We start from the raw sequence: 20,977 nt of genomic DNA, 5'->3' as shown, positions 1-20,977 counted from the left end.
TAAACGCGCCAAAATGGAGCATGTCTGTTGCGGCTCTCTGTACAGCGCCGATTCATTATGGCAACGCCATTGCCTCTCACCAAGTAGAAATCCGGGGCTCAGACATCCCCGCTTCATGCGAATGTCACAGTGCCGTGTATTTACTGCTGGTAAATTCTTGTAAAGACATCCAAAGTGAATGGATCATCGTTCTGAAGCCCGCGAGACTTTCATTGGAATCGTAGTCAAATAGTCACAAATTCGTTGTCAAGTAACAACCAGGCATGGCCTTGGGTCGCGATTTATCGCGCAAGCCAGGTGATCTGCAGGCAACACAACCTCACTTTCGCGCGGATTTCACACAATCCGTCTCCCCGCAGGGGTGCATACCTGCCTCACCGTGGTGCCATGGAAGACCCGCAGCGCTGGGGTACAACGGACAAGGGCCGGAACCGCATGCGGTTCCGGCCCTTGTTCTCACCCGCCAGGCCAGGCCGGGTAAGGATCATCGTCGATGCCTAGAAGCTGTAACGGGCCGACGCGGTGAAGTAGCGGCCGTACGGATTGTGCAATCCTTCGTTGTAGCCGGCCAGTGGCGCACCTGCCGTAGCGCCGTAGCGCGGGTCGAACGGCGCCGCCTTGTCGAACAGGTTCTGGACGTTGAACGTGAGCGACAGGTTCTGGATGCCGGTGTAGGTATAGCCTACGCCGAATCGCACCCATTCCTTGACCTTGCAATCCGGGAACTCAGCAAGGTAGCCAGGTACGGTGATGCTGGCACTGGGCGCGCCTGCACTGGTGGCTGGCTGGTAGTGACAGAATGCCGCGTCATAGGCGGTCTGGTTGTCGTACTTGCGCAGCAGCGACACAGGGCCGGTATAGTTGACGTTGGCACTGAAGGCATGCGCGCCCCGCGTCAGCGAAGCGGACAGGCTCGTTTTCCAGCGCGGCAAATCGATGCTGCTGCTCAGGTTCCAGTCAAGCAGGCCGGCATTGTAGCCAACCAGATTGTGTTCGGCATCGCCCGGTTCCTGCTGCAGCGTGTACGAGTGCAGGTAGGCCGACGTGAGCTTGGCGCTGAAATTGCCCCAGTCGCCCAGATTCTTGCGGAAGGCGACGTCGATATCGATGCCCTGCACTTCCACCGAACCCTTGTTGAGCCACGGCTGGCGCACCGTCAACAGCGGGCCCGTGCCCGCAATCGGCCGGCCGGCGGCATCGGTGATGAAGTTGGCAGGATTCTGATCGCGCACGATCAGGCCGGGATTGGTGTCTTCGTCGCGCAGCGCATCGAACGCCGTACCAAGTGCCACCTCGCCTTCCTTGCGGATCTTGAAGAAGTCCAGACCGATATCGAAGCTCGGGCTCGGCGAGAACAGGATGCCGAAGGTATAGCTCTTCGATTCTTCCGGCTTGAGGTTCGGGTTGGCGCCACCGGTGCCGGATGCCGACTTGCGGCAATCGATTTCGGTCGCGTTTGGCTTGGGCGTCACTTCGTCGCTCTCGCAGCGGCGCGGATCGTACAGATTGTTGAGGAAGAACTGCGCGCCGCCTGGCGTGACCTGCGACAACGCCGGTGCCCGGAAGCCTTCAGAGTAGCTGCCGCGCAAGGCGAGGCTGTCAATCACCGTCCATTTGGCGCCCACCTTCGGCACGAAGTTGGTCTTGATGCCCGGGTACTTGTCCCAGCGACCGGCGAAGTCCATCTCGAAGTTCTTGAAGAACGGGGTACGCACTTCGATGAAGGCCGACTTGACGTCACGTTCGCCATCGATGATGGTGTTGGCCAGCCCGTAGATCTGACCGGTCGCCAGCAACTCGCCAGGATTCATCTGCAGCTTTTCGCGGCGCGCTTCGGCGCCCACCGCGACGCCGATCGCCCCGCCGCCCAGCTGACCGAACTGGGTATTGGCCTTGACGTCGAAATGCGTGATCGACGATTTGTCGTCGCTCTGGGTCCTGCGGAACAGGTCCGGGTTGGCCGACAGCTGCGCCAGCGTGGCGCCGGCGTTCAGCTGGCGCAGCACCGGCAGGTACAGGCGGCCCTCGTAGCTGTCGTTGCGGCGTGCTTCATTGTAGAGCAGGCCCACTTCCCAGTCCCAGTTGAAATGCGAGCCTTGCAGGCCCGCGAGCAGGCGCCCCTGTTCATTGATCGTCTCGGTGCCGCTCGGGGCATTCTCGAAGCGGTAGGCCACCGAGGCGCGCGCATTCGGGAACGGGTTGTCGGGGTGACCGGCCGGCAGAATCGTCTGGTAGCTCGGCGCCACGCCAGTCGCATTGAAGTTGGTCACCGGCGTGGTATTGATCGTGATCGGATTGGACGTGTACTGGCGCTCGGTGCGGGCGTAGGCGCCCTCGACGAACGCGCGCACGTTCGGACCCAGCTTGATCGTGCCGCGGCTCAAGAGACTCGCATCCTTGCCCTCGCCCGTGCCTTCCAGGTTCTGGTTGGTGTCGTAGTTACAGAACGTGCGGCCCACGAACACGCTGGTCGCGGCCAGACCCATGGCTGTGGAGCCGGTCAACTGGCGCGCCGGGTCGCAGTTCGTGCTCAGGCGCAGGCGGTCGGCCGCATTGGCGCGGGTCGCGGTGAACTGGCCAGAGTTGGGTGCGGTCTCGCGGTAGAACGCGGGCGCGCCTGAAATCGTGCTGCCGTACGGCGTGGCGTAACGGTTCGACAGACGGCGGTACTGTTCGAACTCGATGTCCTTGACGTTTTCGCGCAGAACGCGGTCGCGGTCGGACAGGTCAGCCGTGAAGAACACGTTATAGCCATCGGTGTCGAGGTCGCCCGTGCCGGCAACGACGTTGACGCCCTTGCGCTTGAATTCGTTGTCATCGTTGGCGCTGACGCGCGCCGAGATTTCGGCACCCTTGTAATTGGAGCGGGTGATGAAGTTGATCACGCCGCCAATCGCATCCGACCCATACACGGCCGAGGCGCCATCGCGCAGGATCTCGACGCGTTCGAGCGCCGCCAGCGGAATCGAATTGAGGTCATACAGCGTCGAGTTGCCATCGTTCGGATCGGCATACGCGACCGGCGTCATGCGGCGGCCGTTGAGCAGGATCAGCGTGGAGCTGGACGACAGCCCGCGCAGTGAAGCGGTCGACACACCACGGGAAAACCCGCCGTCGTTGGTGTCGAGGTTCACATCCGAGCCCATCGATGGCACCAGGCGGATCAGTTCGGTCACCGTGGAGGCACCGGTTTCGCGGATATCCTTCGCGGTGATGATCTGGATGGGCTGGGTGCCTTCCTTCTCGGTGCGCTTCAGGTTCGATCCCGTGACATACACGGTTTGGGCGCCCTCGCCGCCGGCATTTTGTGCCGATGCGTATGGTGATGTGGCAATGGCCATGGCGACCGCGATGACGCTGTATTTCAGGACTGGCGGCTTCATTGATTTCCTCTCGCTGCGATTATTATTATCCGAAAATGTCTGTATGCACCCGGTACATACAACGATAAAGTCTCGCAGAGAGTTAATGAAAATAAAACGATTTTTTACGTGATAGGGTATGTATTCCTTGCTTTGTTGCACAGAGATGACAAGTGACTGCCGATGACGCAGGCGATTTATCCACGCCGAGTAGTCGACCAATCTTTATTCATTCGACATGCGATCTCTGCATCAGTTTTGGCGAAAAAAAAAGGCGCAGTCAACGTTAAATAGAGACTAGCTTTGAACTGACGAGCACTCCAGTGGTCCAACGCCTGTCCCCAGCGTCAGGAGTCGATCATGAAAGCGCCGCGTTTCAAGGGCCGGTTCGCAAAACTGCCTTCGCTGAATGAGCCGCAGCGCCGGCAAGTGCTCGATGCCCTGCATCCTGCAGCCGGGCTCGATCAGGTAGTCGCACTCATCAGTGAGGTCAGAGCGCCAGGGCGCCGATGCCCCCGGTGCAACAACGAGCGTTGCTACCGGCACGGGTTCGCCAATGACTTGCAGCGTTACCGTTGTTGCGCCTGTGGCCGCACCTTCAACGATCTGACTGGTACGCCACTGGCGCGGCTGAGGCTCAAGGCCAAGTGGCTCGCCTATTCGCAGGTGCTGCTCGATTCACTTCCCGTACGCAAGGCAGCTGATCGGGTCGGGGTACACCGCAACACGGCCTTTCGCTGGCGCCACCGCTTTCTGCATTGGGTCAAGCTCGACCGGCCCGCACTCCTGAATGGCATCGTCGAGGCTGACGAAACATTTCTGCTCGAGTCACAAAAAGGTTCGCGTACGCTCGATCGGCCGCCGCGCCGTCGCGGCGGGCACGCTGCCAAGCGAGGCATTTCAAGCGAACTGGACTGCATCCTGGTCGCGCGCGACCGCGAGGGACGCACCATCGATGCCGTCACCGGCCGCGGTGCGCTCAAGGCTGCGCAACTCGACCGTAACTTGCTGCCCAGGCTGGATCGGCAGGCGTTGCTGGTCAGTGACAGCCATCCCGCTTACCGTGCCTTTGCACGCAAGCACAGGATCGCGCATGAGACGGTCAACCTGCGCGCTGGTGTGCGTGCGAGGCGGCTGGGCAACCTTGCCATCCACGTGCAGAACGTGAACGCCTACCATCAACGCTTCAAGGCCTGGTTACAGGGCTTTCGTGGCGTGGCGTCGCGCTACCTGCCCAATTACCTTGGCTGGCGCTGGGCGCTGGATGGAGAGAGGGTTATTTCGCCGGAACAATTGCTTCGCATCGCTATCAGCGTCATCAACAGATAACGTTGACTGCGCCAAAAAAAAACCCGGTCACTGGCAGTGACCGGGTTTTCAGTGAAGCACCAGCAGATTACTTGGCGTTCATCAGTGCAACCGTGGTGTCGAGCATGCGGTTCGAGAAACCCCACTCGTTGTCGTACCACGACGTCACTTTGACCAGGCGGCCCGACACTTTGGTCAGGGTCGCGTCGAAGTTCGACGATGCCGGGTTGTGGTTGAAGTCAACCGACACCAGCGGCTCGGTCTGGTACGTCAGGATGCCGTTCAGCGCGCCATCGGCGGCCGTCTTCATGATCTCGTTGATTTCATCGACGGTGGTGTCGCGCTTGGCGATGAAGGTCAGGTCGACGATCGACACGTTGATGGTCGGCACGCGGATCGCGAAGCCGTCCAGCTTGCCGTTCAGCTCTGGCAGCACCAGACCGACTGCAGCGGCAGCGCCGGTCTTGGTCGGGATCATCGACTGCGTGGCCGAGCGGGCGCGGCGCAGGTCTTCGTGCATCACGTCGGTCAGCACCTGGTCATTCGTGTACGAGTGCACGGTGGTCATCAGGCCGGTTTCCAGGCCGACGGCGTCATGCAGCGGCTTGACCAGCGGGGCCAGGCAGTTGGTGGTGCACGATGCGTTCGAGATCACGGTGTCCGAGCTTTTCAGCACGTCCTGGTTCACGCCGAACACGATGGTCGCGTCGACATCCTTGCCGCCCGGGGCCGAGATGATGACTTTCTTGGCGCCGCCCTTGATGTGGGCCGATGCTTTTTCTTTGGTGGTGAAGAAACCGGTGCACTCGAGGACCACGTCCACGCCCAGCTCGCCCCATGGGATTTCCGCAGGGTTGCGCTGTGCGAACACACGGATTGGATCGCCGTTCACGATCATGTTGTCGCCTTCGACCGTGACGGTGCCAGGGAACTTGCCGTGGGCCGTGTCGTAGCGGGTCAGATGGGCGTTCGACTCGGCATTGCCGAGGTCATTGATCGCCACGATCTGGATGTCCTGTTTCTTGCCGCCTTCGTAGAATGCGCGCAGGATATTGCGGCCGATACGGCCATAACCATTGATTGCAACTTTGATCGTCATGCTTGGCTCCTAGTAGAAAAAAAACTTTTTCGTAACGAACATAGTAAAACGGACCATCCCTTCGGGACAGTCCGTTTTCTGGCGAATGCTTACGCTGCGATAACTTGTTTGGCCTTGGCAACCACGTTCTCGACGGTGAAGCCGAAGTGCTTGAACAGCACCGGCGCTGGCGCCGATTCGCCGAAGGTGTCGATGCCGACCACGGCGCCTTCCAGACCCACGTACTTGTACCAGAAGGCGGTGATGCCGGCTTCGATGGCCACGCGCGGCGTGCCGCGGGTCAGCACGCTGGCCTTATAGGCGGCGTCCTGGCGGTCGAACACGTCGGTCGACGGCATCGAGACGACGCGTGCGGCGATACCCTCAGCGGCCAGTGCGTCGAACGCCTTCACGGCCAGTTCGACTTCCGAGCCGGTGGCGATGAAGATGACCTTGGCATCCGGCGTGTCACGCAGCACGTAGCCGCCCTTGGCGACGTCGGCGACCTGCTGGGTGTCGCGGGCCATGAACGGCAGGTTCTGGCGCGAGAAGATCAGCGTCGTCGGGCCATCCTTGCGCTGGACTGCTGCGCCCCATGCGACGGCCGATTCGACCGTGTCGCATGGACGCCAGTTGTCCAGGCCCGGGATCAGGCGCAGCGACGAGACGTGCTCGACCGACTGGTGGGTTGGACCGTCTTCGCCCAGACCGATCGAATCGTGCGTGAAGACCGAGATCGAACGGAGCTTCATCAGCGAGGCCATGCGCAGTGCATTGCGGCTGTAGTCGGAGAAGGTCAGGAACGTTGCGCCGAACGGGATGAAGCCGCCATGCAGCGCCACGCCGTTCTGGATCGCGGCCATGCCGAATTCGCGCACGCCGTAGTTGATGTGGTTGCCGGCGATGCCCGAACGCACGGCGACCGATTCTTTCCAGTTGGTCAGGTTCGAACCGGTCAGGTCGGCCGAGCCGCCCAAAAATTCTGGCAGGCTCGCGGCCAGCGCCTGGATGGCATTTTGCGAGGCCTTGCGGGTGGCGATGGTTTCCTGCTTTTCGATGCAGCTGGCAATCGCGGCGTCCAGCGCCTTGGTGAACTCACCCGACAGCTCACCCTTCATGCGGCGCTCGAATTCGCTCGCCAGCTCGGGGTGCGCGCCGCGGTAGGCCGCGAACATCGTGTTCCATTCGCCTTCAGCCTGGGCGCCGCGCTCTTTCGCGTCCCATGCTTCGTACAGTTCGGCAGGAATGTCGAACGGGATCGGATCCCAGACCAGGTGCTGGCGCACGGCGGCAATTTCCTTGTCGCCCAATGGGGCGCCGTGGACCTTGTCGCCACCTTCCAGGTTCGGAGCGCCCTTGCCGATGATCGTCTTGCAGCAGATCAGCGTTGGACGGTCCGACGTCTTGGCTTGCTCGATGGCGGCATCGATATCTTTGACGCTGTGGCCGTCGACCTTCGGAATCACGTTCCAGCCATAGGCTTCAAAGCGCTTTTGCGTGTCATCGGTGAACCAGCCTTCAACCTTGCCGTCGATGGAGATGCCGTTGTCGTCGTACAGCCAGATCAGCTTGTTGAGCTTGAGGGTGCCGGCCAGCGACGCCACTTCGTGCGAGATGCCTTCCATCAGGCAGCCATCGCCCAGGAACGCATAGGTGTAGTGATCCACCACGTCGTAGCCTGGACGGTTGAATTCGTAGCCCAGCAGCCATTCGGCCAGCGCCATGCCGACCGAATTGGCGATGCCCTGCCCCAGCGGACCGGTAGTGGTCTCAACGCCCGGGGTGATGCCCACTTCAGGGTGACCTGGGGTCTTGGAATGCATCTGGCGGAATGCGCGCAGATCGTCCATCGTCAGGTCGTACCCAGCCAGATGCAGCAGCGCGTAATGCAGCATCGAGCCATGGCCGTTCGACAGCAGGAAGCGGTCGCGGTTCATCCAGCCCGGATTGGCCGGATTATGGCGGTAATGCTTGTCCCACAGCGCAACGGCGATCTCGGCCATGCCCATTGGCATGCCCGGGTGGCCCGAGTTGGCTTGCTGAACAGCGTCCATCGCCAGCGCGCGGATCGCGTTGGCCATCAGGGTGGTGGTTTGCGTAGATTTCATGGAGATCGGGGATCAGGGATTGGAAAGCTGGTGGCCTGCGGCTGGCCGTAGCCCGTTATTTTACCAGACCGCCGTAGCGAGGATTTAAAATGCAGCCCTGTCCATACCGATTTCAGGAGTGCCATGCCGCGTTTTTATTGTCCCCAGCCGCTTGTCAATGGCAGCACCGTCGAGCTGCCGGAAGCAGTCGCGCATCACCTGCATGTGGTGCGCCTGCAGCCAGGGGCAGCGCTGACGCTGTTCAATGGCGAAGGCGGTCAGTACCGCGCCACACTGGTCGAGAGCGGCAAGCGGCGCGCGACTGCCGTCATCGACGCACATGAGGCGATCGAGGCCGAAGCGCCCTATTCCGTGACGCTGGCCCAGGGCTTGCCGGAAGGCTCGAAAATGGACTGGATTATCGAAAAGGCCGTTGAACTGGGCGTGGCCGCGATCCAGCCGCTGGCGGCGGCGCGCAGCGTCGTGCGCCTGTCGGGCGAGCGGCTCGAGAAACGCCAGGCACACTGGCATGGCGTGATCGTGGCCGCGTCCGAGCAATGCGGGCGCAACCGGCTGGCGCAGTTGCACCCAGTGGCGGATGTGCAACCGTGGCTGGCGGCTGGCGCGGGCACGACACGCATCCTGCTCAGTCCGCGCGCAACCGGATCGCTGGCCGGCTGGGCGCGCGCGAATGCGCCACAGGCGGTCACGCTCCTGATCGGCCCCGAAGGCGGGCTCACGCCGCACGAAGAAGACGCGGCCGTTGCTGCCGGCGCGCTGTCGCTGTCGATGGGACCACGCGTGCTGCGCACCGAGACGGCCGGTCTGGCGGCGCTCGCCGTGCTGGCAGGGGCCTGGGACGCCATCTGAGTAAATCAATAGAGAACGCATGAAAAAACCCCGCCGGCATCGCTGCCGGCGGGGTTTTTTTATACAGCGGCAGGCTTAGAACGTGTAGTTCGCGCCCAGGCTGAAGAAGCGGCCCACTGCGCCTGGCTGGTGCAGCGACGCGTTGTACGACGTTTGTGCACCGGCGTTGCCGTAGGTAGCGACGTCATATGGTGCTTCCTTGTCGAACAGGTTCAGGATCGCGCCGCGGATCGTCAGGTTGTCCGTGACCTTGTACGACAGGTTCAGGTTGGTGACGGTGAACGACGACACGTTGCAGTAGCCAATCGGCTGGACCAGACCCTGGAAGTAGGTACGGCCACCAACGTCGGCTGCAGTCGATGCGCAATCGGTCGCGCCCAGTGCCGGGTCGAAGGTCGAGAAGCCGCTCGTGTAGTTCACGGTGGCGGTCACGTCCAGCGGGCCACGGTTGTAGCCGAGGGTGAACTGCGCACGGTCTTTCGGATTACCCGTTGCGCCGCCAACCGACGATGGACCTTGCGTGCCGGCCAGCTGGTACGAATCGCTGCCCAGTTCGGTCACATAGCCAAAGACGTGGGCTGCGCTCAGGTTCGCGCTGACGGTGCCCAGATCGTTGGCCAGGCGCCAGCGGTAGCGGATGTCCGCTTCGATACCGTGGGTCTCGGTGCTGCCGGCGTTGATGTAAGGCGACAGGCCGTACAGGATCGGACCAGCCGCAGGGATGCCAGGCACCGTGTTGTTGCCCACGCCGGTGGCGATGTCGATCGTGTTGGCAGGACCGCGGACCCAGGTTGGGGTGAACCCTGGATCGTTACCCGCTTGCGTGACGACCAGGTTCTTGATCTGGATCTTGTAGTAGTCCAGGGTCATGTTCAGGCCGCGCATTGGCTCGACGATGATACCGGCCGTGAACGACTTCGACTTCTCTGGCTGCAGATCAGGATTGGTGGTCTGGACGTACGGTGGGCTGAACGAGCAAGCCGACGGCACGTTGCCGGCCGTGGTCTGGCTGCCATTGGCGCACAGGAGCGGATCGCGGATCGCGTTGAACGTGAAGAACGAACCTGCATTGCCGACTTCGGCCGGGTTCGGCGCGCGGAAACCGCGTGCGAACGTACCGCGCAGACCGAACTGCTGGATCGGCGCCCACTTGAAGTTGGCCGACGGCGTGAACGAATTGCCGTAGGTATCGTAGTGGTCATAACGACCGGACAGGCCGATTTCCAGGTTCTTGATCGGCGTGGCCTGCAGCTCGGCAAACACCGCGCTGTTGGTCTCGTCACCAATGGTGAACGCTGCCGTATTGGCGACCGCGCCATTGAGCGTCAGGCTCGATGCAGGTGCATTCTGCTTGCGCTCATGCCAGTGCACGCCAGCGGCGAAGGCCAGTGGGCCGGCGCCAAAATTCGACAGCAGTTCACGCGAACCGATCAGGTCGGCGTAGTTCAGCGTCGAGTCGATCTCGTTGCTGAAACGCGGCGAGACGGCATCCACGACGCCCGGTGCATTGTTGCCCAGCACATTGAACGTGCCATTCCGCAGCAGGTTGTACAGGTTGGAGCGATTGACGTAGCCGCTGTAGTTCAGGTCGCTCTTGACGCGGGTACCGCCGATGGCAGCGTTCACGTCCCAGCCGTAGGCGCTACCGACGAGATCAGCCGCGAAGCGGGTCGCGGTGGTCTTGTTGTTGGTGGTCAGGTTGGCGCCGACATCCGGGATGTAGCCGTACAGGCGGGCCGCTGCGCCCAGTTGATTGGTGATATTCGCGCCGACCGGTGCGCCGGCAGCAAACGTCGTGTTCGGGATGGCGCCCACGCGCGGGGTCAGCACGCCATTGACCAGGGTCGTGGTGCCGTTGAAGCTGATCGGGTTGAACGCTTGCGGGGTGGCGTTACGGTTGTTCGTGCTTTCGCGCTGGAACATCGAGCCGTTGAAGCGCACTTCCCAGTCTTCGCTCAGCTTTTTCGTCATGCCGATCATCAGGTTGACGTTTTCCGTCTCTGGCTGGATGTTCGACAGTTCATCGCGCACCGAGCAGCCACCGGCACGGTATTTGGTGAAGTTGCAGTTCGTCGGATCGAGGAACTGGTAGTTGGCCGGGTTATTGACGTTGGAGACGCCAGCCGGGTTGTTCGGGTTCGCCGCGTTGTACAGGAACGGGCTGCTGGCCGGGGTCAGGAAGTTGTTGATGTTGGTCGGCACGCCCAGGGTCAGGTCGTTACCACCACGTGCGCGCCAGTCGCGGTTCGCGTAGCCATACTGTTCGCGGTCGACGACCTTGATCGCGTTCTGCTTGCGGTATTCAGCCGTGATGAAGGCGTTGTAGCCGTCGTTGTCGAGGTCACCGATGCCGGTGCTGATCGAGGCGCGCTTGGTCTTGCCGCCGCCGTGCTGCGTGTCGCCGACTTCGGCCGACAGACGGGTGCCGTTCAGGTTTTTCTTGAGCTTGATGTTGATGACGCCGGCGATGGCGTCCGAGCCGTACAGCGACGAAGCGCCGCTCTTCAGGATCTCGATGCTTTCAATGGCATCGAACGGGATCGACGAGACGTCGACGAACGAGCGCTGGGAGTCATCCGACAGTGGATACGGGGCCATGCGGTGGCCGTCGATCAGCACCAGGGTCGCGCCCACGGTCAGGCCGCGCAGCGAGATGCCCGATGCGCCATTGGCGAACGCGCCGGCAAAGCCGGTGCCCAGAGTACCAGCGCCATTGGCGGCCAGGTCGGTCAGCAGCTCGGCAACCGAAGTCTTGCCGCTCTTCTGGATGTCGGCTGCGGTCAGCACCTGCACCGGGGTCGGCGTTTCGGTGTTGGTACGGCTGATCAGCGAACCCGTCACGACCACGCGCTGGGCGGCCGGTTCGGTGCTGCCCTGCTGGGCTTGGGCAAATGCCGGAGCAGCGCAGGTCAGGGCGCCGCTGGCAATTGCGCAGGCAATCGCGAAAGGCATCGACTTCAGTTTCAACATCATGGGTGATTCTCCTCGTACTTTCTTATCGGTAATTGCGCACCAAAATGCTCGTGTGTCTTATCCAGCAGGCCTGGCTACCGTTCGCTCGTGCCAGCAGGCATCGCGATCGTGCTGGTTAGCTGAAATACCTGGACCGCATATGGCATTCTGGACAGCAGTATTTTTCATGCATACGTTTTACTGGGGACGATCAGCCTAAATAAGTGCTCGGGTGAAACCAAACGTTATTCAAGTGGAGCTATAAAAACATGGCGTCAAGAATAGTGTCAACACAGCACCAATGGTGCCGAGTGTGAAATACAACACTTTATTTTTTTGAAAGTTGGAAAGGTTCGATGGTGGTGCAACGCAATATCAGCTTGGTGCACCAACTCCGTTCTGCAATAAGAACCCAAAAATACGCAACCTCTTGTATTGACTCTTTTTTTGTTATCAAAATGGCGTGTTTCTCACGAAAATCGTGAGGTGATCCGATGCCGACGATCACGGTTTCTATTTCATTGCACCATTATTGGGCGCGGTCGAATGAGTTGGATAAATACAACACAATGTATTTAGGCAACCAATAAAAAACCGCCCCGAAGGGCGGTTTGCTTTGGTCAACAGAAATGTCGAATCAGAACTTGCGATCGTACATCAGCGAGAAACGGGCATAACGCGGTGCAGTCAGCGACAGCGGCGTCTGGTACAGACTGCTGACGTTGGCAGCATTGTTGTATGCCTCAGTGACGCTGGAAACCGACTGGCTGTTGAAGACGTTGAACACGTCGACACGCAACTGCAGGCCCTTGATGAAGTTAGGCTTATAGGCCACGTTCATGTCCCAGCGATGGGTCCATGGCAGGCTGCCGACCGAACCGCGTGGGGTCAGCACGTTCTGCGAACGGGTCAGGCCGCCGCAATAGAAGGTCTGGTTGGCGTAGTTCGGCGAATCGCCCGGATTGGCGGCGCTGCCGATGCAGCTGCGTGGACGGCCCGAAGCGATCAGCGCATTGCCACCAACGGTGATCTCGTCGTTGAACTGATAGAAGCCAAAAGCCTTGACCTGGTGCTTGCGGTGATTCGGCAGGTAGCCATAGGCGCCTTCCATCAGCTCAGGGTAATCCCACGACGAGGTGACGGCGACGTCAGCCTGGCCGTTATCCGAACGCACCTGGCCTTCGGTATTACCCTTGTTGCGCGACCACACATAGCTCATCTTGCCGTACCAGCCATTGCGGAACGGGTGCTCGAGGAACGCTTCGACCGAGCTGTAAGTGCGCTTTGGCTTGTCGAAACCCATGTCCGCTGCACTCAGGTTGACCGGTGTCAGGTTTGACGTGTCGCCCGAGAAGTCGACCAGGAACTCATTGTCTTCACCCGGATTGAAGGTCTGGCAGCTGTTGCCAAACAGCGGGTTGGTGATCGCGATGCCGTTGGCTGCGGCAAAGCGCCGGAGTGGACGCACGTCGCAGAAGTCGTCGATGGTCGATTGCAGCTTGCGATGAATTGCCTTGGCGCCGAAGTTCAGCGATGGCGACCAGGCCTTTTCGAAGCCGAACGTGATTTCATCCTGGTACGTCGGTTCCATATTGCGCGCTGCCAGAGTCTCGACAACTTTGTCCTGACCATATTCGTTGTTGTTCGACAGCGGCTCGCTTAGTTGCGTCAGGCCGGTCGGCGCGCCATTGGCGTCGACGCCGGTATAGCCGTAGTATTGCGCGGTATAGGTCGAACGGCCCGCGCCACGCACCGAGATGTGGGTCGGGATCGGCACCGAGTAGCGGCCCAGGGTGGCGTACACCTTGAAGCTTGCGTCACCATTGACGTCCCAGACTGCGGCCAGGCGCGGCTGGTACTGGTTCTTCATTTCCAGGAAGGTCGTCTTCGAGTCGTTCTGGTTCTTGAACGATTCGTTACGCACACCCAGGGTCAGCAGCAGGTTCGGTGTTGCCTGGAAACGGTCTTCCAGGTACCACGCGCTTTGCTCGCCGAACGAATTCGTCACGGTCGAGAACAGGTCGCGGGTCACGTAGTAGCCCTGGTTGCCGAGCGCGGTACCGGTGCTCGCTGGTGACGGGATCAGCACGCCGTTCGGCCCTTCGATCGGCGCCGACGGCGTGCCGGCGCGGAAGTAGGTCCACAGGCCGCCACCGGCGCGGAATTCGCCTGCAGCAATCGACTCGACCTTGGTCTGGTCGAAGCCGCCGCGCAGGGTGTGCGCGCCAAGGCGCCATTCGACATCAAGACGACCCGAATCGACGATGTCTTCCGAGCCAGGTGCCAGGATATTGCCGCTGATGTTTTGCGGGTTGGGGTAGCTGAGGCCAGGAGCACGTGCGTCGAGCGACGCCGAAGTCTGGTACAGGTCCGGGTTGTAGCCGGTGAAGTAGTTTTCGTGCGGCGACTTCGAACGGCCATACAGGGCGGTCAGGGTCAGGTCGTCGGTCAGGTTGCCGACATAGCGCAGCGTGTTGATCTTGGCCCCGTTGCTGTCGACGTTGATACGGCGCGAGCTCGAGTTGACGACACCGCTGCGGGTGCGGGTCGCGTAATTGAAGCCGCTGTCCGAATTGTTCACTTCAGGCGTGTCGCCCAGCGTGGTGAATTCGAGGCGGTGGTTGTCGGTGATGTTCCAGTCGATCTTGGCCATGTAGCGCTCGATCTTGGTGTCACGCTCGCGCCAGCCAACGGCGGCATTGTTGGTCGCGATGCGCGTGCCATTGACCAGGCCTTCTTCGGTTTCGGTCTTCTCGGCCGAAGCAAAGAAGAACAGCTTGTCCTTGATGATCGGGCCGCCGACGTAGGCGCCGTACACCTTCTGGTCGCGCGTATTTTCGGCGCGCGCCTGGCGCAGCGTGCCGTCGGTGGCCACATTGTTCCGGGTGCCGGTGTTGCCGTAGTAGATGTCTTTCGGCGTGGCGCGCAGCGATTTCGGTTCCCAGGTCACGATTCCGCCTGCTTCCCAGGTGTTGGTGCCGCCCTTGGTGACGATGTTGACGACGCCGCCGATCGAGCGGCCGAATTCGGAGCCGAAGCCGCCGGTCAGCACTTGCGCTTCGGCGATCGCGCCGAATGGCAGCTGGGCAGCGCCCAGGCCGGTCAGCGGATTGGTGACAGGGAAACCGTTGATGTAGTACGAGTTCTCGGACGCTGCGCCGCCACCGAACGATGCGCCGCCCGCAAAGCGCGAGTCGGCGGTGGTGGTGTTGGGCGCAAGCTGGATGATGGCTTCGACAGTGCGACCGATCGGCAACGCTGCCAGTTCGCGGGCATTGAAGGTGGCGCTGCTGCCGGCGCTGCTGGTGTCGATGGTGGCGCGGGTGCCGGTCACCTGGACGACCTGGGCGCCGCCGACCGGTGCGGCGGCGGCGAAGATGGCTTCGCCGTTGCGGCCAATGCCGGTCTCGACGTTGACGGTGCCGACGACACCGCCGTCACGCAACTGGGACACGCGGTAGGTGCCGCTCGGCAGCGAGCTGGCGACGAAACGGCCCTGTGCATCCGGGGTCAGGGTACGGCGGATACCGATGTCGGTATTTTCAATGAGAATCTGCACATTGCTGCCCGGGGCGACGGTACCGAAGACACTACCCGATGCATTCGACTGCGCCATTGCCGGCGACATTGCCGCCATGCCAATCACTGCGCCACCAAAGGCCAGGCTCAATGCGTGAACTAATACAGTTTTCTTCAACATGTGATTTGCTTTCTCTTTTTTGCCGGACCGCTCATGGCAGTCCTGTTGTTGGTCGCACCAGCACCGATCGCGGTAGCGCCCCTCCCTGTACACCTGCATCGCCGTGCAGGTACGTTCATGCCATTTTTCCCTCGCAAAGGAAATGAACGCTTATCTACATTCATGCATACGGCATTGTGGCGTCAACAACTTTTTATGCATATACGCCTGCATTTCATTGTTTTCGTTCGCACAATGTTGTGGGTGCGAGACAGCGCGCAGGCACGGTGCGCCCACTCACCAAAACAGCTCAGAAAACTCCCTGCTGCAGTGCACTTTTTCGACGTGCGCGCAGCAGGATTTTTTATGGATTTCTGCCGCCTGACGTTGCGACAGTTCCACAAAAGTCGTTGTAAAGCGGCACGAATGAAGACGATTTCGGCGCTTTGGCTGTGACAATTCTCAAAGATCACACATCCTATGTATTTACATTTTAAAGACTATTCGTTTTTTTAAGCAACATACCGTCTGGCACGTAAGCGGCGGGGTAAAATATCGGCCTTTGCCGCTCCACTTTTGTTGCCTCACCAGCAACCACTCCCATGCTGCGTATTAACGAACTCAAACTCCCCCTGAACCACCCGGACGCCGCCCTGCGCGACGCCATCCTGGCCCGCCTTGGCATCGCTGACGCCGAGCTGCTCGACTTTGCCGTCTACAAGCGCAGCTACGACGCGCGCAAGAAATCCGCCATCGTCCTGATCTACTCGATCGACGCGACCGTTGCCGACGATAAGGCAGTGCTGGCAAAACTGCGCGACCCGCACGTCATGCCCGCCCCCGACGTCGAGTACAAGTTCGTCAATGCCGCCAAACCCGCGCCCGGCACCCCGCGCCCGGTCGTCGTCGGCACCGGTCCGTGCGGGCTGTTCGTCGCGCTGATCCTGGCGCAGATGGGCCTGAATCCGATCGTGCTCGAGCGCGGCAAGGTCGTGCGCGAGCGCACCGTCGACACCTTCGGCTTCTGGCGCAAGCGCAAGCTCGATACGGAGTCGAACGTGCAGTTCGGCGAAGGCGGCGCCGGCACCTTCTCGGACGGCAAGCTCTACAGCCAGATCAAGGACAGCAACCACCACGGCCGCAAGGTGCTCACCGAGTTCGTCAAGTTCGGCGCACCCGAAGAGATCATGTACGTCAGCAAGCCGCACATCGGTACCTTCCGCCTGGTCAAGATGGTCGAGCAGATGCGCGCCGAGATCATCAATCTGGGCGGCGAAATGCGCTTCGATACGCGCATGCAGGATGTGCTGATCGAAGAAACCGGCGGCGTGCGCCAGGTGGTCGGCGTGCGCCTGGCCAGCGGCGAAGAAATCCCGACCCGTCACCTGACGATCGCCATCGGCCACAGCGCGCGCGACACCTTCGAGATGTTGTACGAACGCGGCGTGTACATCGAAGCCAAGCCGTTCTCGATCGGCTTCCGGGTCGAACACCCGCAGTCGCTGATCGACGTCTGCCGCTTCGGCCCGAACGCCGGCAACAAGCTGCTGGGCGCGGCCGACTACAAGATCGTGCACCACGCGTCCAACGGCCGCTCGGTCTACAGCTTCTGCATGTGCCCGGGCGGCACGGTGGTGGCCGCGTCGAGCGAAGAAGGCCGCGTCGTCACCAACGGCATGAGCCAGTATTCGCGCAACGAGCGCAATGCCAACAGCGCCATCGTGGTGGGCATCACGCCTGAGGATTTCCCGGGCCACCCGCTGGCCGGCATCGCCTTCCAGCGCGAGCTCGAATCGCGCGCGTTCGTGCTGGGCGGCTCGACCTACGATGCACCGGGCCAGCTGATGGGCGACTTCGTGGCCGGCCGGCCATCCACGTCGCTCGGTTCGGTCACGCCATCGTTCCTGCCGGCCGTGCACCTGACCGACCTGGCCACGTCGCTGCCCGACTACGCCATCGTCGCGATGCGCGAAGCGTTCGTCGCCTTCGACAAGCAGATCAAGGGCTACTACAAGGAAGACGCGGTGCTGACGGGCGTGGAGACACGCACCTCGTCGCCGATCCGCATCCGGCGCAACAACGACGACCTGCAAAGCCTGAACACGCGCGGCCTGTTCCCGGCCGGCGAAGGCGCCGGTTACGCAGGCGGCATCATGTCGGCGGCCGTCGACGGCATCCGCGTGGCCGAAGCGGTGGCGCTGGCCATGGCGCCACGTTGAACGCGGCTGGCCGGCATGCCGCATGGGGCCCGGGTCTGGCGATCCTGGCCTCGATGGTGTCGGTCAACGCGGGCGCGGCCTGGGCCAAGGGGTTGTTTCCGGCCGTCGGCAGCGAAGGCGTTACCGCGCTGCGCGTGGGCCTGGCGGCGCTGATCCTGCTGGCCATCGTGCGGCCCTGGCGCTTTGGGCGCCCGGCGCGCGCCGATGTGGGCAACCTGCTCGTGTACGGCCTGATGCTGGGCGCGATGAATCTGTGCATCTACCGCGCGTTCGAGCGCATCCCGCTCGGGATTGCGGTGGCAATCGAGGTTACGGGGCCGCTGGCGGTCGTGGTCCTGTCGTCGCGCCATGCGCGCGATTTTGTGTGGGTGATCTGCGCGGGATTCGGCCTGTGGCTGCTGCTACCGGTGGCCGGCGCGACGCAGCTCGACCCGGCCGGCATCGCGTATGCGCTGGCGGCGGCGTTCTGCTGGGCGATGTACATCGTGTTCGGCAAGCGCGTCTCGACCCTGAACGGCGGCCAGGCCGTGGCCTGGGGCTTGCTGGCGGCGAGCGTGTTCGCGGTGCCATTTGGCGTGGCGCATGCGGGCATGGCGCTGTTCACGCCGGCCATGCTGGCGGGCGGCGTGGCGGTGGCGCTGCTGTCGTCCGCCCTGCCCTACTCGCTCGAGATGATGGCGCTGCGGCGCCTGCCGCAGCGGGTGTTCGGCATCCTGGTCAGCAGCGGGCCGGCCATCGCGGCGCTGGCTGGCTTTCTGTGGCTGGGCGAGCGCCTGACCAGCCTGCAGTGGCTGGCGATCGCGCTGGTGATCGTGGCGTCTGGCGGCGCAGCCGCCACGGCCGACAAGCGCCAGCCCCTATAACCACCCCACCCGCTTGAACTTGCGATACAGGTAGCCGCACACGCAGATCATCGTCAGCATCGCGAACGGGTAGCCATACTTCCATTTCAGCTCGGGCATGAATTCGAAGTTCATGCCCCATACGCCGGCGAACGCGGTAAACACCGCAAAAATCGCCGCGTACGACGCGAGCTTCTTGCTCACTTCATTCTCTTCGATCGCCACCATCGACAGCGTCACCTGGATTGCCGTGTTGATCGTGTCGCGCACCGCGTCCAGGCGGCCGGCGATGCGGTGCAGGTGGTCGTGCACGTCGCGGAAGTATTCCTGGGTCTCGTCCACCACGGCCGGCACGCGCCCGCCGTACAGGCGCCCCAGCGCGTCCATCAGCGGCACCACGGCGTGGCGCAGCGTCTGCGCCTTGCGCTTCAGATCATACAGGCGCTCGACATTGTCGCGCTGCTTGCCCTGCATGGAAAAGATATGGTCTTCGATCGATTCGAGCTCGGATTCGAGCGTGTCGACCACGGGGAAATAACGGTCGACGACGGCATCGACCAGCGCGTACAGCACGAAGCCCGCGCCTTTCCTGAGCTGGTGCGGTTCGCGCTCGGCGCGCGCACGCACGCCGAGAAAACCCTGGTTGGCATCACGCCGCACCGACAGCACGTAATTGGGTCCGGCGAAGACGGACAACTGACCGACGGACATCTCCTCACCCACCAGTTCAACGATCTGCACGACGACGAACAGCGAATCGCCATACTCTTCGAGCTTGGGCCTTTGGTGACCGCGCAGCGCGTCTTCCACCGCCAGTTCGTGCAGGCCGAATTCTTCCTGCATCAGCGCGATGTCGGCAGCGTCCGGGTCGCGCAGTGCGACCCAGACAAAGGTGTCATCCAGCTTGATGTATTCGCTGATATCCTCGACCGGGATATCGGACAGCTTCTTGCCTTCCTGGTAGGCGACGCAATTGATCAGCATTGAGTAGAAAATGAAACGGGCGCAGCGCGCCGATGCAGGACTTTACACCAACGCCCTGCCATCTGACAGCCTACTCTTCGCGCGCCCCGTCGATTCCCAGCTCCACGATCTTGCGCGTGATGGTGTTGCGCCCGATCCCGAGCCGCATCGCCGCGTCGTTCTTGCGCCCGTGCGTGTGCTTGAGGGCCGTGCGGATCAGCGCCGATTCGAACTGGCGGCCCAGGATATCCATCACGTCCATCTGCCCTGCGCTCAGCATGCCGGCCGCCTGCAATTCGAGCAGGCCCAACCAGCCTTCGGGCGACTGCACGCCGGCCGCCTGCAGTACGACGCCGCCGCCGGAGGCCATTGGCTGCGCACCGGCACCGACGATGCCGTCGGACAGCGGCACGACATTCGGCACGCTGCTCCCTGTCAGCGGCGCCGAACCCTGGGTCAGGTCGCGCGGCAGATCCTTGACCTCCACGGTCTGGCCCGGGGCCATCACGGTGATCCAGTTGCACAGGTTTTCCAGCTGGCGTACGTTCCCCGGCAGCTCAAGACCCGACAGGAAGCGCATCGCCTGCTCGCTCATGCGCTTGGGCTCCACCCCCAATTGGTGCGCACTTTGCACCAGGAAGTGGCGCGTGAGGACCGGAATGTCTTCGTTGCGCTCGCGCAGCGACGGCAGGCGCAGGCGGATCACGTTCAGTCGGTGGTACAAGTCTTCGCGGAACAGGCCGTCGCGCACGCGCTGTTCGAGGTTCTGGTGGGTGGCCGCAATGACGCGCACATTGGCCTTGACGGGCTGGTGGCCGCCCACGCGGTAGAAGTGGCCATCGGACAGCACGCGCAGCAAACGCGTCTGCAGGTCGAATGGCATGTCGCCGATTTCGTCGAGGAACAGCGTGCCATCCTCGGCCTGCTCGAAGCGGCCCCGCCGCATCGCCTGCGCGCCCGTGAACGCACCGCGTTCGTGGCCGAACAGTTCGGATTCGAGCAGGTCTTTCGGGATCGCGGCCGTGTTGAGCGCGATGAACGGCTGCTGCGCGCGCGGGCTGTGCTTGTGCAGCGCGCGCGCCACGAGCTCCTTGCCGGTGCCCGATTCACCCGTGATCAGCACCGTGACGTTCGACTGCGACAGGCGGCCGATGGCGCGAAATACTTCCTGCATCGCCGGTGCATGGCCGAGGATCTCGGGGGTTTCAGCTGGCGGGGCTTCGACGCTCGCTTCGCGCAAACTCTCCTCTAACGCACGCCGGATCAGCGAGACGGCCTTGTCGATGTCGAATGGCTTGGCCAGGTAGTCAAAGGCGCCGCCCTGGAACGAGGACACGGCCGAATCGAGGTCCGAGAAGGCGGTGATGATGATGACCGGCAGGCCCGGATGGCGTTCCTTGACCGCCTGCAGCAGGTCGATGCCGGATTCGCCCGGCATCCGGATATCCGACACCAGCACTTGCGGGGTGTCGGTTTCAAAGGCGGTCATCGCTTCGCGCGCATTGGCGAAACTGCGGGTCTCCAGACTTTCGCGCGCCAGGGCCTTTTCGAGGACCCAGCGAATCGATGCATCGTCGTCGACAATCCAGATTGGTTTCATGGTTTCGTGCTTCCCGC

The 20,977-nt window shown here is 62.1% G+C and carries 12 protein-coding genes; 5 read left to right on the top strand and 7 right to left on the bottom strand.

Annotation, left to right across the window (positions count from 1 at the left end; genetic code table 11):
• Positions 1 to 497: 497 nt before the first annotated feature.
• A complete protein-coding gene (locus tag AC56LY_RS02155; protein WP_499576161.1) occupies positions 498 to 3,383 on the bottom strand; it encodes a TonB-dependent receptor domain-containing protein in 2,886 nt (961 codons plus the stop codon).
• A 339-nt stretch (positions 3,384 to 3,722) separates the two neighbouring features.
• Here AC56LY_RS02155 and AC56LY_RS02150 point away from each other — a divergent pair, with 339 nt between their 5' ends.
• The gene (locus AC56LY_RS02150) at positions 3,723 to 4,691 is read left to right on the top strand and encodes an IS1595 family transposase (RefSeq protein ID WP_499576159.1); all 969 of its coding nucleotides are present in this window, start codon (positions 3,723 to 3,725) and stop codon (positions 4,689 to 4,691) included.
• A 67-nt stretch (positions 4,692 to 4,758) separates the two neighbouring features.
• On the opposite strand, the gene gap is transcribed toward AC56LY_RS02150, so the two are convergent.
• Together gap and tkt are read right to left on the bottom strand one after the other, a co-directional pair.
• Complete coding sequence (gene gap, locus AC56LY_RS02145) at positions 4,759 to 5,769, bottom strand: type I glyceraldehyde-3-phosphate dehydrogenase (protein WP_499576157.1); 1,011 nt, start codon at positions 5,767 to 5,769, stop codon at positions 4,759 to 4,761.
• A gap of 89 nt (positions 5,770 to 5,858) precedes the next feature.
• The gene (tkt, locus tag AC56LY_RS02140; protein ID WP_499576156.1) at positions 5,859 to 7,856 is read right to left on the bottom strand and encodes a transketolase; all 1,998 of its coding nucleotides are present in this window, start codon (positions 7,854 to 7,856) and stop codon (positions 5,859 to 5,861) included.
• A 123-nt stretch (positions 7,857 to 7,979) separates the two neighbouring features.
• Between tkt and AC56LY_RS02135 the strand changes: the two genes are divergently transcribed.
• The gene (locus tag AC56LY_RS02135; RefSeq protein ID WP_499576154.1) at positions 7,980 to 8,705 is read left to right on the top strand and encodes a 16S rRNA (uracil(1498)-N(3))-methyltransferase; all 726 of its coding nucleotides are present in this window, start codon (positions 7,980 to 7,982) and stop codon (positions 8,703 to 8,705) included.
• 75 nt (positions 8,706 to 8,780) lie between these two features.
• Here the strand turns inward: AC56LY_RS02135 and AC56LY_RS02130 are convergent, their stop codons facing one another.
• Together AC56LY_RS02130 and AC56LY_RS02125 are read right to left on the bottom strand one after the other, a co-directional pair.
• Positions 8,781 to 11,678 (bottom strand): TonB-dependent receptor, encoded by a 2,898-nt coding sequence (locus AC56LY_RS02130; RefSeq protein WP_499576153.1) that lies wholly within the window; start codon positions 11,676 to 11,678, stop codon positions 8,781 to 8,783.
• Positions 11,679 to 12,294: 616 nt separating this feature from the next.
• Entirely contained in the window at positions 12,295 to 15,357 is a 3,063-nt protein-coding gene (locus tag AC56LY_RS02125) for a TonB-dependent receptor (protein WP_499576149.1), read from the bottom strand.
• A gap of 33 nt (positions 15,358 to 15,390) precedes the next feature.
• On the opposite strand from AC56LY_RS02125, the gene AC56LY_RS02120 reads away from it, so the two are divergent.
• From AC56LY_RS02120 to AC56LY_RS02110, 3 genes are all read left to right on the top strand, one after another.
• Positions 15,391 to 15,792 (top strand): hypothetical protein, encoded by a 402-nt coding sequence (locus tag AC56LY_RS02120; protein WP_499576146.1) that lies wholly within the window; start codon positions 15,391 to 15,393, stop codon positions 15,790 to 15,792.
• A 146-nt stretch (positions 15,793 to 15,938) separates the two neighbouring features.
• Positions 15,939 to 17,555, top strand: coding sequence for an NAD(P)/FAD-dependent oxidoreductase (locus tag AC56LY_RS02115; RefSeq protein WP_183549403.1), 1,617 nt, complete (start codon positions 15,939 to 15,941; stop codon positions 17,553 to 17,555).
• Between the two features lie 53 nt (positions 17,556 to 17,608).
• Positions 17,609 to 18,418 carry an EamA family transporter gene (locus AC56LY_RS02110; RefSeq protein ID WP_499581917.1) on the top strand — a complete coding sequence of 270 codons (810 nt, stop codon included), beginning with the start codon at positions 17,609 to 17,611 and terminating at the stop codon, positions 18,416 to 18,418.
• On the opposite strand, the gene corA is transcribed toward AC56LY_RS02110, so the two are convergent.
• Together corA and ntrC are read right to left on the bottom strand one after the other, a co-directional pair.
• Positions 18,413 to 19,381 carry a magnesium/cobalt transporter CorA gene (gene corA, locus AC56LY_RS02105; RefSeq protein WP_183549401.1) on the bottom strand — a complete coding sequence of 323 codons (969 nt, stop codon included), beginning with the start codon at positions 19,379 to 19,381 and terminating at the stop codon, positions 18,413 to 18,415. The genes AC56LY_RS02110 and corA overlap by 6 nt on opposite strands.
• A 70-nt stretch (positions 19,382 to 19,451) precedes the next feature.
• A complete protein-coding gene (gene ntrC, locus AC56LY_RS02100) occupies positions 19,452 to 20,960 on the bottom strand; it encodes a nitrogen regulation protein NR(I) (protein ID WP_499576138.1) in 1,509 nt (502 codons plus the stop codon).
• Between the last annotated feature and the right edge of the window lie 17 nt (positions 20,961 to 20,977).

The sequence above is a fragment of the Telluria sp. ZT3P25 genome (assembly GCF_059685895.1).
This window is presented reverse-complemented; position numbering and strand designations above follow the sequence as displayed.

Excerpts from the sequence above, each read along its gene's own strand:
- AC56LY_RS02150 (WP_499576159.1), top strand. The coding sequence starts at position 3,723 with ATGAAAGCGCCGCGTTTCAAGGGCCGGTTCGCAAAACTGCCTTCGCTG.
- tkt (WP_499576156.1), bottom strand. The coding sequence starts at position 7,856 with ATGAAATCTACGCAAACCACCACCCTGATGGCCAACGCGATCCGCGCG.
- AC56LY_RS02125 (WP_499576149.1), bottom strand. The coding sequence starts at position 15,357 with ATGTTGAAGAAAACTGTATTAGTTCACGCATTGAGCCTGGCCTTTGGT.
- AC56LY_RS02155 (WP_499576161.1), bottom strand. The coding sequence starts at position 3,383 with ATGAAGCCGCCAGTCCTGAAATACAGCGTCATCGCGGTCGCCATGGCC.
- AC56LY_RS02120 (WP_499576146.1), top strand. The coding sequence starts at position 15,391 with ATGGCAGTCCTGTTGTTGGTCGCACCAGCACCGATCGCGGTAGCGCCC.
- AC56LY_RS02115 (WP_183549403.1), top strand. The coding sequence starts at position 15,939 with ATGCTGCGTATTAACGAACTCAAACTCCCCCTGAACCACCCGGACGCC.
- ntrC (WP_499576138.1), bottom strand. The coding sequence starts at position 20,960 with ATGAAACCAATCTGGATTGTCGACGACGATGCATCGATTCGCTGGGTC.
- corA (WP_183549401.1), bottom strand. The coding sequence starts at position 19,381 with ATGCTGATCAATTGCGTCGCCTACCAGGAAGGCAAGAAGCTGTCCGAT.
- AC56LY_RS02110 (WP_499581917.1), top strand. The coding sequence starts at position 17,609 with ATGGTGTCGGTCAACGCGGGCGCGGCCTGGGCCAAGGGGTTGTTTCCG.
- gap (WP_499576157.1), bottom strand. The coding sequence starts at position 5,769 with ATGACGATCAAAGTTGCAATCAATGGTTATGGCCGTATCGGCCGCAAT.
- AC56LY_RS02130 (WP_499576153.1), bottom strand. The coding sequence starts at position 11,678 with ATGATGTTGAAACTGAAGTCGATGCCTTTCGCGATTGCCTGCGCAATT.
- AC56LY_RS02135 (WP_499576154.1), top strand. The coding sequence starts at position 7,980 with ATGCCGCGTTTTTATTGTCCCCAGCCGCTTGTCAATGGCAGCACCGTC.